General features: G+C 48.7%; 13 protein-coding genes. 9 read left to right on the top strand and 4 right to left on the bottom strand.

Features of this window, described 5'->3' with window-relative positions; genetic code table 11:
• Nucleotides 1-100: 100 nt before the first annotated feature.
• From D328_RS0103480 to D328_RS0103445, 7 genes are all read left to right on the top strand, one after another.
• Nucleotides 101-1,189 (top strand): cobalamin B12-binding domain-containing protein, encoded by a 1,089-nt coding sequence (locus D328_RS0103480; RefSeq protein ID WP_018883566.1) that lies wholly within the window; start codon nucleotides 101-103, stop codon nucleotides 1,187-1,189.
• Nucleotides 1,186-2,910: an ATP-binding protein gene (locus tag D328_RS0103475; protein ID WP_018883565.1), complete on the top strand. Its 1,725-nt coding sequence runs from the start codon at nucleotides 1,186-1,188 to the stop codon at nucleotides 2,908-2,910. Before D328_RS0103480 ends, D328_RS0103475 begins: the two co-directional genes overlap by 4 nt.
• A 98-nt stretch (nucleotides 2,911-3,008) precedes the next feature.
• Complete coding sequence (locus D328_RS0103470; RefSeq protein ID WP_018883564.1) at nucleotides 3,009-3,572, top strand: nucleotidyltransferase family protein; 564 nt, start codon at nucleotides 3,009-3,011, stop codon at nucleotides 3,570-3,572.
• Between the two features lie 260 nt (nucleotides 3,573-3,832).
• Nucleotides 3,833-4,261 carry a GNAT family N-acetyltransferase gene (locus tag D328_RS0103460; protein ID WP_018883562.1) on the top strand — a complete coding sequence of 143 codons (429 nt, stop codon included), beginning with the start codon at nucleotides 3,833-3,835 and terminating at the stop codon, nucleotides 4,259-4,261.
• A gap of 136 nt (nucleotides 4,262-4,397) precedes the next feature.
• Complete coding sequence (locus tag D328_RS0103455; protein ID WP_018883561.1) at nucleotides 4,398-5,018, top strand: GDSL-type esterase/lipase family protein; 621 nt, start codon at nucleotides 4,398-4,400, stop codon at nucleotides 5,016-5,018.
• Between the two features lie 418 nt (nucleotides 5,019-5,436).
• Nucleotides 5,437-7,446: a methyl-accepting chemotaxis protein gene (locus D328_RS0103450; RefSeq protein ID WP_018883560.1), complete on the top strand. Its 2,010-nt coding sequence runs from the start codon at nucleotides 5,437-5,439 to the stop codon at nucleotides 7,444-7,446.
• 207 nt (nucleotides 7,447-7,653) lie between these two features.
• Nucleotides 7,654-10,779 carry an ATP-binding protein gene (locus D328_RS0103445; protein ID WP_169445784.1) on the top strand — a complete coding sequence of 1,042 codons (3,126 nt, stop codon included), beginning with the start codon at nucleotides 7,654-7,656 and terminating at the stop codon, nucleotides 10,777-10,779.
• 20 nt (nucleotides 10,780-10,799) lie between these two features.
• On the opposite strand, the gene D328_RS0103440 is transcribed toward D328_RS0103445, so the two are convergent.
• The 3 genes from D328_RS0103440 to D328_RS0103430 all read right to left on the bottom strand — a co-directional run bounded on the left by D328_RS0103440 (nucleotide 10,800) and on the right by D328_RS0103430 (nucleotide 14,774).
• Complete coding sequence (locus D328_RS0103440) at nucleotides 10,800-11,477, bottom strand: response regulator transcription factor (protein WP_018883558.1); 678 nt, start codon at nucleotides 11,475-11,477, stop codon at nucleotides 10,800-10,802.
• A gap of 339 nt (nucleotides 11,478-11,816) precedes the next feature.
• Nucleotides 11,817-12,491: a tetratricopeptide repeat protein gene (locus D328_RS0103435; RefSeq protein WP_018883557.1), complete on the bottom strand. Its 675-nt coding sequence runs from the start codon at nucleotides 12,489-12,491 to the stop codon at nucleotides 11,817-11,819.
• A 249-nt stretch (nucleotides 12,492-12,740) separates the two neighbouring features.
• Nucleotides 12,741-14,774, bottom strand: coding sequence for a beta-galactosidase (locus tag D328_RS0103430; RefSeq protein ID WP_018883556.1), 2,034 nt, complete (start codon nucleotides 14,772-14,774; stop codon nucleotides 12,741-12,743).
• Between the two features lie 254 nt (nucleotides 14,775-15,028).
• On the opposite strand from D328_RS0103430, the gene D328_RS0103425 reads away from it, so the two are divergent.
• Nucleotides 15,029-15,898 (top strand): helix-turn-helix domain-containing protein, encoded by an 870-nt coding sequence (locus D328_RS0103425; protein ID WP_231505427.1) that lies wholly within the window; start codon nucleotides 15,029-15,031, stop codon nucleotides 15,896-15,898.
• A gap of 117 nt (nucleotides 15,899-16,015) precedes the next feature.
• Nucleotides 16,016-16,672 (top strand): SGNH/GDSL hydrolase family protein, encoded by a 657-nt coding sequence (locus D328_RS0103420; RefSeq protein WP_018883554.1) that lies wholly within the window; start codon nucleotides 16,016-16,018, stop codon nucleotides 16,670-16,672.
• A gap of 220 nt (nucleotides 16,673-16,892) precedes the next feature.
• Here the strand turns inward: D328_RS0103420 and D328_RS30555 are convergent, their stop codons facing one another.
• Nucleotides 16,893-17,102, bottom strand: a complete 210-nt coding sequence (locus tag D328_RS30555) for a hypothetical protein (protein ID WP_081625205.1) — start codon at nucleotides 17,100-17,102, stop codon at nucleotides 16,893-16,895.
• Nucleotides 17,103-17,153 lie beyond the last annotated feature (51 nt).

The following is a 17,153-nucleotide window of genomic DNA, read 5'->3' as shown; positions in this document are numbered from 1 at the left end:
TGAGCTTATATTGCTGTAGCTCATTGTATTGAAGTTCAATTATAGTGTTCATCATTTTGAAGCTCGCGGTACTATATTAATCCGGATGGAGTGAATTCGCTTGAGTATACAACCTGGATATAGCAACGCTGGCGAATTGCTACTCACACGGGCGGGTGAACTGGCAGATTGGATTGTAGATAGACAATATGATCTTCAACCCGAGTTGATGGAGCGATATGGTCCAATCGGTAAAGTGAAGACTAGGCAGGATACGCTCTATAGCCTTCAATTTCTGGCAGAGAGTGTCATGGTAGACAGTCCGAAGCTGTTTGTTCAGTATATTTCCTGGCTCAAAATTCTGCTGGAGGGGTTCGGAATCACCTCTCAGGATCTTGTGATCAACTTGCGGCTGACCGACAATGCCCTGGAGGAATTACTGGAGCACCCAGGCAAGACGATGCTGCGGGACCATTTGTTGCTCGGCATTGAACGAATCAAGGAACCAGAGGAATACCCCTCGTTCATCCGGCAGGATAACCCGTTATATGAGGAAGCTAGAACGTACCTTGACTTGCTAAGTGCAGGGAACCGAAGAGAAGCACTTGAGCTTGTGGAGGAGCTTCTGGAGAATGAGGTAGCTATAAAGGATATTTATAAATATATCTTTCAGATTACACAATATGAGATTGGACGACTGTGGCAGATGGGAGACATGAATGTCGCTCAGGAGCATTTCTGTACGGCAGCCACACAGTTCATCATGTCCAGCCTGTATGGTCGATGGATCGTTCATTCACGTGATGGATATCGGCTACTCGCCACCTGCGTAGGGCAGGAGCAGCATGAGATTGGCATTCGAATGATAGCGGATTTCTTTGAAATGGAAGGCTGGAACACGTACTATCTGGGGGCGAATGTACCGCAGCGAAATGTAATTCAGGCTATTATTGACTATAGCGTCGACCTAGTGGCACTATCGGCAACGATGGCTTTTCATGTTCATCTGATCAAGGATCTGATTGTTGCGATTCGTGCGGACGAGCGAACAGCCCATGTAAAGATCATGGTGGGTGGACAGCCGTTCAACATGGATGGCAGGCTATGGCAGGAAGTTGGAGCAGATGGCTTCGCGATAGATGCGGATCAGGCAGTGAAGGCTGCTGCTGATCTATTGTCACATATAGCCCAGGGAGGTAACACAGCATGAGTGATCCTTCGTTGGAGATTCAGAATCTACGCAAGACCATTGAGGAGCTATCCAGACAGATCGTGACAGCACAGACGGAGCAGGAACAAGTGCTAAGCGAATTCTCCGGGATGAATAATGAATTAGTGAATCTGCAAAGAAAGCTGACCAAGTCCAATTCGGAGCTGAATCAGGCGAGAATGGATGCCGAACGAGCGAATCAGGCGAAGAGTACGTTCCTTGCCATGGTAAGCCATGAAATTCGTACACCCATGAACGGAATGCTTGGCTTGACAGAGGTGCTTCTGGCAGAGGAGCTACCTGCTGCCCAGCGGGAGTCGATACAGTGGATTCAGCAGTCAGGCAAGCTGCTGCTGGACATGGTGAACAATCTGCTCGATCTATCCAAAATTGAGGCCGGAGAAATGAAGCTGCAGGCTACCTCTATCAATCTGCAGGATATGATGAAGCAAGTTACAGCTTTGCTTGAGGTACAGGCTGCTCAGAAAGGCAATGTGATCTCTACGGAGCTGGAGCAGGGCGTGGAAACAAGGCTCATCGGGGATGCAGCGAGACTCACACAGGTACTGCTCAACTTACTTGGCAATGCTAACAAATTCACGGTTGCCGGGCAGCTGCAGATCAAGATCAGGCTATTGGAGAATAGCGACGAGCAGCAACGTCTGCGTGTTGAGGTGAGCGACACCGGCATAGGCATTTCAGAAGCTGATCAATCCATATTATTTCAGCCCTATACCCAAACGGTAGAGGGACAGACAACGCCACATGGAGGCACAGGCCTGGGTCTATGGATTAGCAAGCTGTTCGTGGAAATGATGGGCGGTCAGATCGGATGTATCAGCGTAGAGCAGGAGGGAGCAACTTTCTGGATTGAGTTAGAGCTGCGCAAGGCCCGTGATCCTGAGCTTCACCTCACGCATACTACGAAGGCTGGTGCTCCAGCAGAACTATCGGAGTGTCACAAGATGGATACCATGCTGCCGATTCTCGTAGTAGAGGATCAGCTTGTGAACCGGAAGGTGATTGGGGAGCAGCTAAGACGATTGGGGCTGGAAGAGCTGGATTTTGCGGTAAGCGGTGAAGAGGCTGTAGAGTATGCGCGTAACCGCCATTACGGCTGCATACTGATGGATCTTCATTTGCCGAAGCTTGATGGATATGCTGCGGCAGCTCATATTCGTGCACACGAACTGCAATCGCAAAGCGAACGGATACCCATTATCGCCTTATCCGGTAGCTCTGGTGAAGAGGAAAGGAGCAAGGGGGCGACTGCGGGCATTGACGACTTCCTGCAAAAGCCAGCCTCGATTCATTTGCTAAGGGAGAAGCTGCAGCACTGGCTTCCCCAAGCTGCACCAGAGGAGGCTCTCATTGATGAAGAGGTCATCCGAGACATCATGGCTCTGGATGAGGATGGAAGCACAGAGCTGCTTGCTTCATTGCTGGATATATATAAGGGTGATACGCCAGGTAAGCTGCAACGCTTGATCGGTCTGCTGGAGCAGGAGAAGTTCGATCCGTGTGTGTATAATCAAATATTGGAGGCTGCGCATGAGCTAAAATCAGGAAGTCTCAGTCTGGGCATCAAGCGAATGTCGATCATGTTCGCTGATATTGAGCAAGCTGCGCGTGATCGGAAGCTGTCGACCGTCAAACCGGTCATATCCAAGCTGGAGCCAACGTATCACATGACCTGCACTGCTCTCGAAGCTTTTTTGTAGATTGTAGTTGATAGGCTGTAGTTTGGAAGTTGTTCTTGGACATGCATGTACTCTGTAACGAGTGCGTGCATGTTATTTTCATCTTAGGGAGGTATCTGATGGAACATCATATCAACATAGAGCAGCGTGAGCGGCTGCTGGCTTGGCTGGAAGACCCACAGGTATATGATGATTTGAGACGTGTGAGGGAGCTCGGACTACCGCAAGCCTGCATCGCGGCCGGATATGTGCGGAACCGGGTCTGGGACAAGCTTCACGGCTATGTGTCCTTGACCCCTTTAAATGATATTGACGTCATATACTTTGATCCCGAGCAGCAGAGCGAGGAGCGGGATGAATGGCTTGAACAGCAGCTGGGCCGGGATCAGATTCATCGGAACTGGTCGGTCAAGAATCAGGCACACATGCATATACGCAATGGACATGCTCCATACGCTTCAGTGTCCGATGCGATGCGTTATTGGCCAGAGACAGCTACGGCGGTAGGCATCTATCTGGACCAGGAGGATCAGCTTCAGATCGTCGCTCCTTTCGGGCTTCAGGATCTAATGGACTTGAAGGTACGCAAGGGTCCATACTTTCGGAGCGACACCTATTTCCGGCAACGGGTGTTCGACAAGCAGTGGCTGGATACCTGGCCGCTTCTAATCGTGGAAGCATAACCTGCAATCCTGCAATAGGATGCATTAATAAAAAGAACGGATATGACACAAAGCATACAGGAGGCTTCAACGTGAACCATAAGAGACTTAGGATCGTTTTAGGTGTTCTGGTGATAATCGTGCTCCTTGTAGTAATTATTCCGCTCGTGGGATACTTTGGCGTCAGCAGTGCCGACTCATTTTCAAATGAAACATTTTATTATCTTCAACTAGGGGCAAGCTTGTCTGCCCCAACAATCAGCTGATCAGGAGGAACCAACATGTTCAAGGATATCAGGAATGAATTAGTGCAACGCCCCGAAATTAGAGAGCTGCTAGGCTACGCGGCTATTCCGACTGGAGAAGAGGAGGACGAGCTGCTTGAGCATTATGCTTCGTTGGCAGACTGGCATCTATACGGGTATGAGGACGAGGGGCTGATCGTTGGGATCACCGGCTTCGTTGAGCAGGCCGATGGGGAGCTGAAGCTGCAGCATCTGGCTGTTCTTCCGGAGAATCGACATAAAGGGTATGCCAGAGGAATGCTGCTGGAATTGATCAAGAAGCGTGAGCTACAGCGTATGACGGCAAATACCGATGAGGAAGGAGCACAGTTCTTCAGACAGCTCGGATTTGCGGTATACATAACGAAGGATACGCACACTGGACTTGAGCATTACCGCTGTGTGTATGAAGTAGAGCTCGACTAAGCATTCACCGTGCCCGTATCCCCTGTCTTTACATATACTGCATTAACGCCAGTTCAGCGGAGCGTTGCTTCGGCAGTGTAATCATTGTAGCAGAAGCATAGTTCTGCGAGGGTGAACCGACAGGGAGGCAGGGAATATGGCATATCGCTATACGGCTCTTGGTGACTCGCTCACGGTAGGGACCGGGGCACTGCCTGGCAGCGGCTTCGTTCCTCTCTATAGAAGCATGGCACAGCGGTCACTGCAAGAGCGAATTATACTGCATAATTATGGAGTGAACGGGATGACTTCAGGAGAGTTGCTCAGTCAGTTGAACAGCTCTACCTTGCTGGAGAGCGGGGTGAGTCAGGCCAATATCATCACCGTCAGTATCGGGGGCAATGATCTGCTCAGGATGGCGCGCTCAGGCATGCAGCGGGATGCAGGAGGGGATCTGGAGATGACCAAACGCAATGTGCGCCGGATCGTGAATACGCTGCTGCAGATCAAGAGAGGCAGCCGGGAACCCTTCTTTATTCGAATTCTGGGGCTGTACAACCCACTGCCGCGCTATCCGCAGGCACAGTATTGGGTGGGGCAATACAATCGTTTTCTCAGCACAATGAATGCTGGGGTCATTCGGGCAGTCCAGATTCAGGACAGCTTCGCAGGCCAAGAGCGCCGTCTGCTCTCACTGGATGGGATCCATCCTAACGGACGAGGCTATCGAGTGATCGCTGCACAATTGAATCAAGCAGGATATTATCCGCTGAGATAGGCTCTAGCTGACTAGATCTGGTTAGAGCTGATTAGAAATGATGGTGTAACAAGAGGGATGTCCTTCGCCTTTGGGCTGAAGGATGTCCTTTTTTTGTGCAGAGCTGTTGGTAGGTGCTTTTAGCATGTGCTTTTGCGAAAATCATTTATTGATATCCTTATATTCGCTTTATTTTTGTCGAATGACGACGAACGTCATAGAGAATTGCCATAAATGCGCTTAAGTTTTCTTAACAAGTGTTAAGGAAATTCATAGTTTTCTTATGAATGGTTAGCATTTGATTTAATGATTTTCTCCTATACTTAGCACGGTAGTTCTTTGGTCTTAGTTCTTGCTGCTTCAGATTATATTGAAGGTTGTTATTCGCTCATGAATATGGATTGAGGAACTATAAAACCAGAAGAAGAGGTGTGAGGAATTGAATTCGAAAGTGGCAAAGCTCGAAAAAACAGGGTGGTTGACCCGTATTCAAAAAAACTTCAAAACGAAGCTGATCCTGTCTTTTCTTGTGTTTTTGGTTGCCCCATCCATACTAGTAGGGGTGCTGGCATACTTTAATGCCAAAGAACAAGTGGAGAAGCAAATCGTACATGGTGCAGAGGAAGCTGTGAAGCTGGGGGATCTGGCCATCACCATAGCCATTCAGTCCAAAATCAGTGATATTAAGACCTACGCTGAGCAGTTGGATGAAGCGCTCTACACCAACGAAGAAGATGATTACATCACAGGGGAGTTCGCCCAATATTTGCAGCAAAATGAAGATGCCTCCGCGATTCAGCTTGCTGCTGAATCAGGATTGTATATGACCTCTGCTCCAGCGGAGGAGATCCCGGCAGGCTATGACCCAAGAGAACAGGCCTGGTACAAGGAAGCGATGAGCAAGCCGAGCGAAGTGACGGTTAGCGCTCCTTATCGCTCAGAGAATTCAGATGATTTTACAGTTACCATTGCCAAAGCGCTGGATGATGGAACAGGTGTTATTGGAATTGACCTTAAGCTAACCATGTTTCGGGATTGGATGCAGAACGTCAAGATTGGTGAACAGGGCTATATGGTGATGCTGGATACCAGTCGCACATACATCTATCATCCTACACTTGAAGCGGGCACAAATGCAGAGGATGCTTTTTGGAATCAGGTATACGAGAATCCATCCGGCAGCTTCTCCTACAAGGTGGGTGAGGACGATAAACTGATGTATTTTACAACGAATCCCCTGACAGGCTGGAAGCTGGCTGGTACGATGTATACCTCTGAAATGGTGGAGGCGGCCAAGCCTATTTTGACGAGCATGCTGTGGATTCTTCTCATCTGTCTAGCAGTAGGAATTGTGCTGGTATGGCTTGTCGTCCGTTCTATCATTCGTCCGATCGAGAAGCTGAAGGGACAAGCTATTCTTCTGAGTGAAGGTGATCTGACGCAGGAATTCGTTCGACAAAGCCATGATGAGATCGGTGATCTGACCGATGCCTTTGGCAAGATGCAGGGCAATCTACGTCTATTAATTCAGAGCATTGAGAGCAGCTCACGCCAGGTTGTAACTTCCGCTGGAGAGATGACACAAAGTACAGAATCCACCAGTGCGGCAAGTGAGGATGTAGCGAAGGCCGTTCAGGAAATTGCCAGCAGTGCAGAGAAACAAAATGTGAGTATTGTCCAGAACAATGTTGCCCTCGATGAAATCGCCGTAGGTATTACCCGAATTGCGGAACGCTCTGGTCAGGTTGCAGATCTGACTCGCCACACCACGTCCCAAGCTGAGGAAGGTGGGGAGTCTGTGCGGCTGACGGTGAGGCAAATGGGCTCAATTCATGAGACGGTGGAGCAGGCGAACCACATCATCCAGGTCTTGAGTGATCGTTCTGTGAAGATTGCTTCGATTACGACGTTTATAGGAGACATAGCCAATCAGACGAACCTTCTGGCATTAAATGCTTCCATTGAAGCAGCACGGGCAGGAGAGCATGGAAAAGGCTTCGCAGTCGTTGCCGAGGAGATTCGCAAACTTGCGGAGCAATCGGGACAATCTGTTAAGGATATTACGCAGCTTACAGAAGTGATCAAGCAGGATATGGAGGCTTCTGTGAGTATGATGAATAAGATCTCGGGCGAGGTTCGTGACGGTATGGATATCTCCACAGCCACGATCAGCAAGTTCGAGACAATACTGAATAGCATGCAGGAGATGACACCGCAGGTTGAAGAGGTGGCTGCTATATCCCAGCAAATTACAGCCGGGGTCGAAGAGGTATCCGCAGTGGCTTCTGAGCTGGCTCAGATTGCTATAGGCAATGCGGGCACAGCGGAGGAGGTGGCCGCATCCTCAGAGGAGCAGCTGGCTGCAATGCAGCAGGTATCAGCCTCTGCACTTAGTCTCGCAGATATGGCGGAGCAGCTGCAGCAATTAATACGGAAGTTCAAATATTGAGAGGCTACTTTTCACACAGATGAATCTGTTTTGGTTGCTTCAATTAGCCTTCACATACTATGATTAAAGGAACTAGGTTTCATAGTTATGCAATTCTCTGATCTGGATGGTGGGCACTTGATACTAGATTTTATGCTACCGGCATTGATTGTTCTTTGCTCGATCTATCTTCTTCATTCCTGTCTTGAGCAGGATAAGCTAATTTATATGAAGCAGCCAATGCGTACATGGGTTGTAGGCATAGTGCTAGGAGTGGTAGCCCTTGTGCTACTTACTGTCCGTCAGGGTCTACATCATCCAATGGAAATGAGCATGCTCGGGATCGTATATATGCTGGGGATTTATTTTGGTCGGGCAGGGTCTGCAGTAATCATATTCATGATGTTATTGATCTTCCGGATGATGGATCCTGCTTCCTATGCCATGAACTGGCAGTATTGGACAGCTGAGCTTGTGTATATTGCTGGATTGTGCCTCCTGAATGCCTTTTTGAAGAGTTTTTTCGTACAGTGGCTGTCAGGAGGTCTTTTTTTGTTATTGAACTGTATGCTGCTTGGGTTGTTTCAGGGCTTTGCCGCAGGATGGATGTGTCGAATCCTGTCGCTGGCCCTGATGTTGTTAATGGTCATTATATTATTGTCCGTGTTAGCGAGGTCCAGAGAGCGACAGCAACGCCTCATGCAGAGCTATCGTCAGCTTGAGGAGCTTGTGGAGCATCAGCCAGGGTTCACCTTTATTGTAGAGAAGAGAAACGGGAGGTATGAGTATCTCTTCTCCGAAGGTGAGATGCTCCAGTTAATTGGTGTTCCTCCTCACCGACAGGGGCAGCCTATGGGATCGACTGGGCTGGACAGTGAGATTTTTCCGCAAGAGATCATTGAGTTTATCCATCAGAAGTATCAGGAGGCCTGGGAAGGCAAGCCAGTCTATTATGAGGTTGAATGTCTCGGTCACTATGCACTGGTGAAGCTCCAGCCGATTGTAGATGAGCATGGAAGAGTTCAGCGTCTGATAGGGTATGGTGTTAACATTGCTACGTATAAGTCGGTCAGGCGTCAGCTTCAGGAACAGGGAGAGGGCTTTGCATTTCTGAAGGAATACGCAGAGGACTGGATTATGGAGTTCACGGCTGATGGTCGTATTATGTATGCCAATTCAAATGCGCTGCAAGCGCTTCAGCTCGAGCTTCCCCAGATTATGAATCAGCACCTTGAGAAGCTGGTACATATAGAGCAAGAGGAGCAATGGGTGAGGCTGATGAGAAGCACGCAGCATAATGAAGGAACGAAGCAGACCGAGCTTAGGATCATATTGGACAATGGCATGTCGTCGTATTACAACGTGTACATTCTTCCTTTCTATCACAGGGATGTACTTGTGCGAATTCAAGCCGTATTTCAGAATATCACGGATGCTCGTGAGCGTGAGGCGGCGGTGGAGGCCAGTGCGGCCAAGAGCGAATTCCTGACTTATATGACCCATGAAATCAGGACGATACTGAATGGGCTTATCGGTTTTTTGCTACTACTACAGCGAACCAGGTTGTCTCCGATTCAGCAGGATTATGTGCGCAAGATGAATGATTCCTCCCACTCACTCATGAATGTTACAAATGATATTCTGGATATGGCGAAGATCGAGGCAGGAAAGCTGGTTCTAGAGCAGGTGCCCTTTCATTTCGAAAAATGGATCAAGGGACTGGCGGACAAGACAAGCGTCTATCCGCGACAACAGAATGTAGAGCTGGTGTTCTACACAGATCCCGATTGTCCACTCTATGTTGTTGGTGACCCCTATCGACTGGAGCAGGTGTTGCTTAATTTACTGAGCAATGCAGTCAAATTTACGGATGCTGGTCACGTTCTGCTGAGGACAGAGGTCATCTCGCTAGAGGCAGAGCAAGTCCGAATTCTCTTTGAGATTGAGGACACGGGGATCGGTATGACGAAGGAGCAAATGTCGCGGGTGTTCATGTCATTTACACAGGGGGACCCGGATATAAGTCGAAAGTATGGCGGAACGGGTCTGGGATTATTCATTTGCAAGCATCTGGTGGAGTCTATGGGTGGTAGTCTGGAGGTGGATAGCGCATTTGGCAGCTACAGCCGCTTCTACTTTGAGCTAAGCTTTGCACTGGCAGCTTCACAGGAGCAAACCCTACCTGATCACACGGAAGTAAGTATTCCTAATTACGAGACAGCCATCGTGGATCACCCATCCCATTCCAGAGAGAGTATGACTCAGATTCTGCAATCCTTTGGCATGAATCCGCGTGTATTTTCAAGCTTTAAGGAGTTCATCAGCTCGGGCTGGGGAACGTCAAATGATCAGGGCGGTCAGCACGTGCTAATTATGAACGTAGCCGCCTGTGCAGAAGATCCCCTGGAGCGTAGAATTATGGAACTGACGAGGCTGCTGCGACCCTATCTGCATATTGTGGTGTGCTCGGATGCAGGTAACGTTATAGTGGCTGAGGCACATGATTACGAAGTGGAGACAGATGCCCGTCTCTTTAAGCCCGTTACCCGTCTTGGACTCTTGGAAGTGTTTGAGATGTTGGAGGAGCCCGCTCTAACATCAGAAGGAAGCACTGAACAGGATATGTCCGAGCCGGCCTCCTTAATAGAGAAGAAATGTATTCTAGTAGGTGAGGATGAACGCATTAGTCAGCTTGTCATCGAAGGATTACTTGGTTATCTGGGATATGAGGTGACAATCGCAAGTAATGGCTATGAGGTGCTGGATTGGTTGGAGAAGAAGCCGTGGAGTCTGATCTTTCTGGATCTGTCCATGCCTAAGCTGGGCGGTATGGAGACCGCGTTGCACATTCGGAGAATACGTGCGTATGATCAGACGCCGATCATTGCGATCACTGCGAACAGTGTCAAGTCTGTACACGAGCAATGCCTGTCGAGCGGAATTAATGAAGTGCTGATGAAGCCTGTACACTCGGAACGGCTAATGAGGATCGTAGATGCTTGGTCGGGCATGAATGGTTTGCGCAGTATTCAAGGAGTGGATATTGAGCAAGCGCTAACCCAAATGGATGAGAAAATGCATATTCTCCAGTTTGCACTGAGAAGATTCAAGACGGAGTACGAGCCGTTCGGCAGTATCGTACAGCAGGAGCTGCACGACAAGAACTTCGACCAGGTGTCCCGTAGAATCCACACCTTGAAGGGAGCTGCTGCCAATCTATATGCCAGACGATTGCAGCAGAAGGTGATTGAAATGGAGGAGTTGCTGCAGCATGGGGCTCTTGAGCATGAGATAGAGCTTACATTAGAGGAAGTGCTTCATGAGCTTCAGCTTATTTTACAATCCATGCCGTAGTGAGGGATTATAATGGTAATTCAAGGTGTGAATTTGTAACCGACGCCCCATATCGTATGTATGTATCTAGGCTGCTTGGGATTTTCTTCGAGCTTCTTGCGCAGCTTGGTAATGTGAACATCCACTGTACGGTCGTTGATATAGGAGTCAACACCACGAATGGCTTCAATAAGGGCGTAACGGCTAAATACTTTGCCGGGGTTCAGCAGAAAAAGCTTCATAATCTCGAATTCTGAAAAGGTCGTCTCAATCTTGCTGTAATTATGAAGAATGATTCTTCGTTCCAAATCTATGGTGACTCCTGGTTCAGGAGCTGGCCCTGTTGTGGGATTCACCGGATGTGAGCTCCGTCTTAATACAGCTTCAATTCTGGCCTTAAGCTCCTGCATGCTGAAAGGCTTGCACACGAAATCATCAGCTCCCTCGGTTAACGAGCGGATCCGTTCATGAACATCCGTCAATGAGGAGGTCACAATGATCGGAGCCTGAGTATGGCCTCGAATGAGTGCGCAGGGATTAATCCCTTGTGAGTCTGGCAACACCAGATCCAGAATAATGATATCCGGCTGGGAGCTCAACAAGATCAGGCCCCTCTCGGCATTGTCCACTCTGCTCACTTCATAGCCTTCTCCTTGTAGATAAAGAGCCAGTGTGTCGCCAAGCATATGGTCGTCTTCGATGATAAGCACTCTGATCATGATATTCCTCTCTTGGATTCATCAGCTACTAGCTTATTGAAATGCTCTAATATATTTGTAAAAAGGTGCAAGTATACTTGTTAATCTATACGTAAGGCAGGGGTCTGTCAAGAAAACCCTTCATCCTTTGGAAAGTCTTGCTGATGGTGACAATGGACGGATTTGAGAAGTTGAGAGCTCATAATCGTTGTACTGGATTGAAACATTGAACAGATACACTGTAAGGAAGCATTGCATTGCAGAGTGGAATGAAGTACTAGCATGCAGCATAACAAAGATGGCTGTAATGATGGGTAGCAGAAAGACGCACTCCCGATCGGGGGTGCGTCTATTGGCATGCTATTTCTTCATTTTATTGACCCAACTTCGCAGTGCCCATTTGCGCTCACTCTTTTTACGATATTTGGGCAACGTACGATAAATGGCCAGTGACTGGGTGAATGCTTCGTGCGCTTCACGGCTTCTCCCCAGCGATTGATAAATTATTCCCGATAAATAATAGCCTTCACATGAAGAGGATTGAATGCTCTGAAATTGCTCCAGATAGCCTAGGGCCTTGGATTGATCCTTATCCTTGAAGGCATCTGCCAGCCTTAGCCAAGGCTCACCGTATTGTACGCGCGGATTAATAGATAAGGCCTTCAACAAGTGAGCTTCTCCTTGGTCCGACTGGCCCAGCATAATCCTACTAGTGCCTACTGCATTCCAGTAATCAGCAGAATCATCATAGCTGTCCTTGATCTCCCCCAGGTAACGCAGAGACTCTTCATATTTTTTGCGAATAATCAGGTTACGTGCAAGATCCAGCTTGGCCGATACATCATTCGCATTCAGCGCAATCTGATCTCGCAGCCGGGCTGCTTCGCGTCTACGCTTCAAGGGACGAGTCAGACTCGGGAAGATGCCGATGAATTGGCGATCAAGTACATAGATGATGATCAGCAGGAGCAGCAGGGCGAGGAAAGGATTGCCCACCAGCCACCATAATGCCGAAAAGATGATAAACTTGCTCATTGTCGTTCCTTCAACTCCTCATTCAGCCTAGCGGATGCCAATACATGGATATTATAGCACAGCGCTGGATTGCTGAACTACGGTTTTCTTTTTTTGGCAGCAGCACAGACAGGAGTGGCAATGATGAAATGTGCCACTCCTGTAACTAAACGGGAGATCCAGCAATCCACAGAAATGCTTCTCAAGATGCTTCCCAAGTTGCGTCTCCATTTGCTTCTCAAATTGTTGTACTTCTATATGTTCCGCGATCTAATGCTGGCTTGGTCTCAAGATATGCACATCATGGCCGGCAATGGTGACCTCGCCACTATATTCGTGTTTGCTGATCAACTCCAATGCTGTACCCTCCTGAATGTAATATTGTTGAGGCTCACGGTCATGGTTCATAACGAAGATATAATCCGTACCCTCCTTGGAGCGAACACTGATCTCCACACTGTCAGGAGCGGTGATTGGAGCCCCAATGCCGAGTTCAGTGCAGATATGGGTTAGCAGTCCATTCAGAAATTCCTGATCCGGGTCGGTTGCCATGTACCAGGCCGCACCATTACCCCAACGGTTGCGAGTGAGCGCAGGCATACCCTGATAGAAATCTTCGCCATAGACCGCAATCGTATCAGCGCCTTCTGTATGTAGCAGGTCGCAGAGCAGTCCACATGGATAGGCCCCCTCTAGTACGCCTGTTTTTTCCTTCATCACGATACGATTCTTTTGGGTCGGCAAGAGCGCGTCGATCTCTTCCACCCATATGCCAAGCAGCTTCCGCAGCTTGCCAGGATATCCACCAAGTGTTACCAGATCGTGTTCATCGACAATACCGCTGAAGAAGGTAGTCAGGAATGTGCCGCCTTGCTCGACAAAATGCTCCAGCCGCCCTGCTACACCCTCCTTTACCATGTACAGCACAGGTGCGACAACGATATCGTATTTAGTGAATTCTGTAGATGGACTGATGATATCAACCTGAACATGCTGATCGAAGAATGCTTTGTAGTATTTGTGTATCTGCTCTAGATACTTCAGAGCGACGGTTGGCCCACTGGATTTCTCAATCGCCCACCAGTTATCCCAATCAAAAATAATAGCTGCCCGCGAAGGAACGGAAGCATCCAGAAGGGTATCTCCCAGTGCCTTCAGTTCAGCGCCCAATTGAGTGACCTCTCTAAATACACGGGTATGCTCATGTCCGACGTGCTCGATGACAGCTCCATGATATTTCTCGCATGCGCCGATAGAGCGGCGAAGCTGGAAGAACAGGACGGTATCAGCTCCATGAGCAATGGACTGGTAGCTCCATAGCCGCATTACGCCCGGTCTCTTCAGCGAATTGTAAGGCATCCAGTTCTGCTGGCTCGGAGTCTGCTCCATTAGCATGAAGGGCTGACCATCCTTGAGGCCGCGCATGAGATCATGCGCCATTGCTGTGAAGCTGAAAGGTGTGTCCAGGGCGGGATAGCTATCCCAGGAGACGATATCCAGATGCTGTGCCCATTTGAAATAATCGAGCTCCTTATAGAAGCCCATCAGATTCGTCGTAATGATCGAATCCGGGATGCGTCGTTTGATCGCATGATACTCCAGCAGGTAGCATTCCAGCAGACTATCCGAATTGAAGCGTGAATAATCCAGTGATATCCCCTGGAAATTCGATTTGTTATTTCCCCAATGCTCAGACAGATTGCTCGGCAATACGATCTCATCCCAGTCATAGAAGGTGTGCCCCCAGAAGGAGGTGTTCCACGCCCGGTTGAGGTTCTCTACGGTACCGTAGCGCTTCTTCAGCCACACACGAAAAGCTGCCTCGCAATGCTCGCAGTAGCACTCGCCACCATATTCATTGGAGACATGCCACACCAGCACGGCTGGATGATTCTGATAACGCTCTGCCAGCCGCTCTGCCATTCGTTCTGCATATTTGCGATAGGTTGGACTGTTAGGACAGGAATTGTGCCTCCCGCCGAACTTGCGCTTGCGCCCATCCGCATCGACACGCAGCACATCCGGATATCTCTTCGCCATCCAGGCCGGATGGGCAGCTGTGCTGGTAGCCAGACAGACATAGACACCATTCGCATACAGGCTTTCAATGAGCTCATCCAGCCACTCGAAATGATAGGTGGATTCGTCAGGCTGATTTTTCGCCCAAGCGAACACGTTTATCGTAGCCATATCTATGCCTGCCAGCTTAAATAGCCGTAGATCCTCAGTATGAATGTCCTTGCTCCACTGCTCTGGATTGTAATCACCACCATAAAAAACCTTGGGCAGCTTGCTACTGATCATGATCAAGCACCTCTTTCATGAAAGTAAGACACCAAAGTAAAACACTTTACGATACAGAGCTACGACAGAACTCAATAACAAGAACTCATAACAGAGCTCACATAACAAGAACTCACAACAGAACTCACAACAGAACTCACATAACAGAATTGAATATATAAGAATAACTCTATGCTATATGAAATCATTATTCTTGAATATATAATAAAAGTCAGAGTGTATATAAGAAAATGGAAGTGAGTAGAGTGAATGAAATGGAGTGGAAAGAGCAACGGGAACCGCAGCTTCACAATATGCACAACAATGTGCACAAACGATATTTTCTTACCTCACGCGAGCAGAAGCTTCCATTGTTCATTGATAGCATTGGTCTAAATGGACAGCAGGAGGATGTAGACCGTCCAGAGGGCTTCCCGTGTTTTCATTGGCTGCAGACTATTCAGGGGGAAGGGGTAATGAGCTTCGGGGGCGCTTCGTTCAAAATGGGGGAGAATACGGGGGTGCTGCTGCCACCAGGGGAGCCTCACAGGTACAATCGCCGCAGTAATGTATGGCAGACGCTGTATATCACGTTTACAGGCCCCTTGTGCTTGGCTGTTATCGCCGCTTTGGGCTTGAAGCCAGCCTCCTTGTACTACTGGGAGCAGGGGAACGAGTTGGATGGCTTCGGTATTCAGGTGCTGGATTCCATTGCAAGCGACAGAGATTTGTTAGGGCTGGATGCCTCTTCTGATATGTATAGATTCCTGGCCATGCTTAAGAAGCATGGTCGAACCGGCACTCTGCCATCACTATACCAACAGGTGGAGAGAACGATTCCTGTACTGGAGTATATGGAGCAGCATTATGGTGACCCTTCTCTGGGGCTTGGAGACATGGCTGCAATTTTGGGTGTCAGCATCAGACATCTGAATTCTCTGTTCAAGCAATCTATGGGCATTACTGCATATGCTTGTCTAATTATGATTCGAATGCGCAAAGCGAAAGAGCTCATGACAGAGTTCCCTGCCATGCCTGTCCGTGCAATTGCCGAGCGTGTTGGATTCCGTGACAGCAGCCATTTTGTAGCGACCTTCAGGAGGCATGAAGGTGTAACACCACAGCAATTTCGAATACTCCATTAAGCTTGCACCAATACTGATTGTCAGCCTTTGTAAAATGATCTTGCAGAGTCTGGAATACAATGGTTATCATGGAGGTAGCTCGACTACTATTATAGGGAACAAGGTGGAGGGACCGGGATGAAGTTAAGCAGTCAGGACCGTTGGGTATTCATTGGCGATTCGATTACGGATTGTGGACGTGCCAGACCGATTGGCGAGGGAGGAAACGGGGCTCTTGGCAATGGGTATGTAGCGCAGATTGATGCTTTGCTCCGAGCGGTGTATCCGGATCTGAACATTCGTATATCCAATGTGGGAACGAGCGGGAACACCGTGCGTGACCTCAAGGAACGTTGGAGTAACGATGTACTGGATCTCAAGCCGGATTGGCTAGCTGTTAAGATCGGTGTGAACGATGTATGGAGACAATTCGATGCTGCCGCACGTCCTGAACAGCATGTCTATCTGGATGAGTACAAGCGCACCTTGCGTGAGCTATTGACCCCTGTGCGTTCGTCGGTGAAAGGGTTGGTGTTGATCACGCCGTACTATCTGGAAGCGAATACAGAGGACCCCATGCGTGCTACGATGGATGTTTACGGAGCCGCTGTGAAGGAGATTGCCGAAGAATTGGAGGCCATTCTTGTAGATACGCAAGCGGCTTTTGATCGACAATGGGAGTTCATATATCCGGCTGCTTTGGCATGGGACAGGGTTCACCCGGATCAAGCAGGGCATATGATTATTACGCGTGCAGTGCTTGAAGCCATCGGCTTTGATTGGAATAGAGCTTGATTATAGAAGGCCAACTTAAGCAGGCAGGTCAGCCAGGGTGCTCCCGAAGCCGACCTGCCTGCTTAGATGTGTCTCTATCGGATAAACAGGAACTCCGGAGACTGAATGGCTGATAAGATTGATTATAGCCCCATTGAATGGTGAGTGTCCCTGTTCAAAAGTACGCAAGTATGCTTGTCTGTAGATGGTTGGATATCCTGCCGTGTAGTGTGCGTCAGACTTAACGCCGACGCGATTTTTTGCGGCGCGCGGAGACTTGGCAGCTAGGACCATTGGTGACGGACACAGGGAACTGATGATTGTAGATCGGTACAGCGTGACACTCATTAACGATCTCGATTGGATGAATGACAGGGATGACCTGTGGGTAGAACAGATGATTTACAACTTGCACAGGTGGGCACACAATTGGATTTACTGGGCAGCTCATGACAGCAGCTCCTTTCGTTGTTTGCTATAAAATATTACAAAACTTGTGTTT

The organism is Paenibacillus massiliensis 2301065 = DSM 16942, assembly GCF_000377505.1.
Taxonomy (GTDB): Bacteria; Bacillota; Bacilli; order Paenibacillales; family Paenibacillaceae; genus Paenibacillus; species Paenibacillus massiliensis.
The sequence above is the reverse complement of the archived record's forward strand: the minus strand, read 5'-3'. Positions and strand labels throughout refer to the sequence as shown.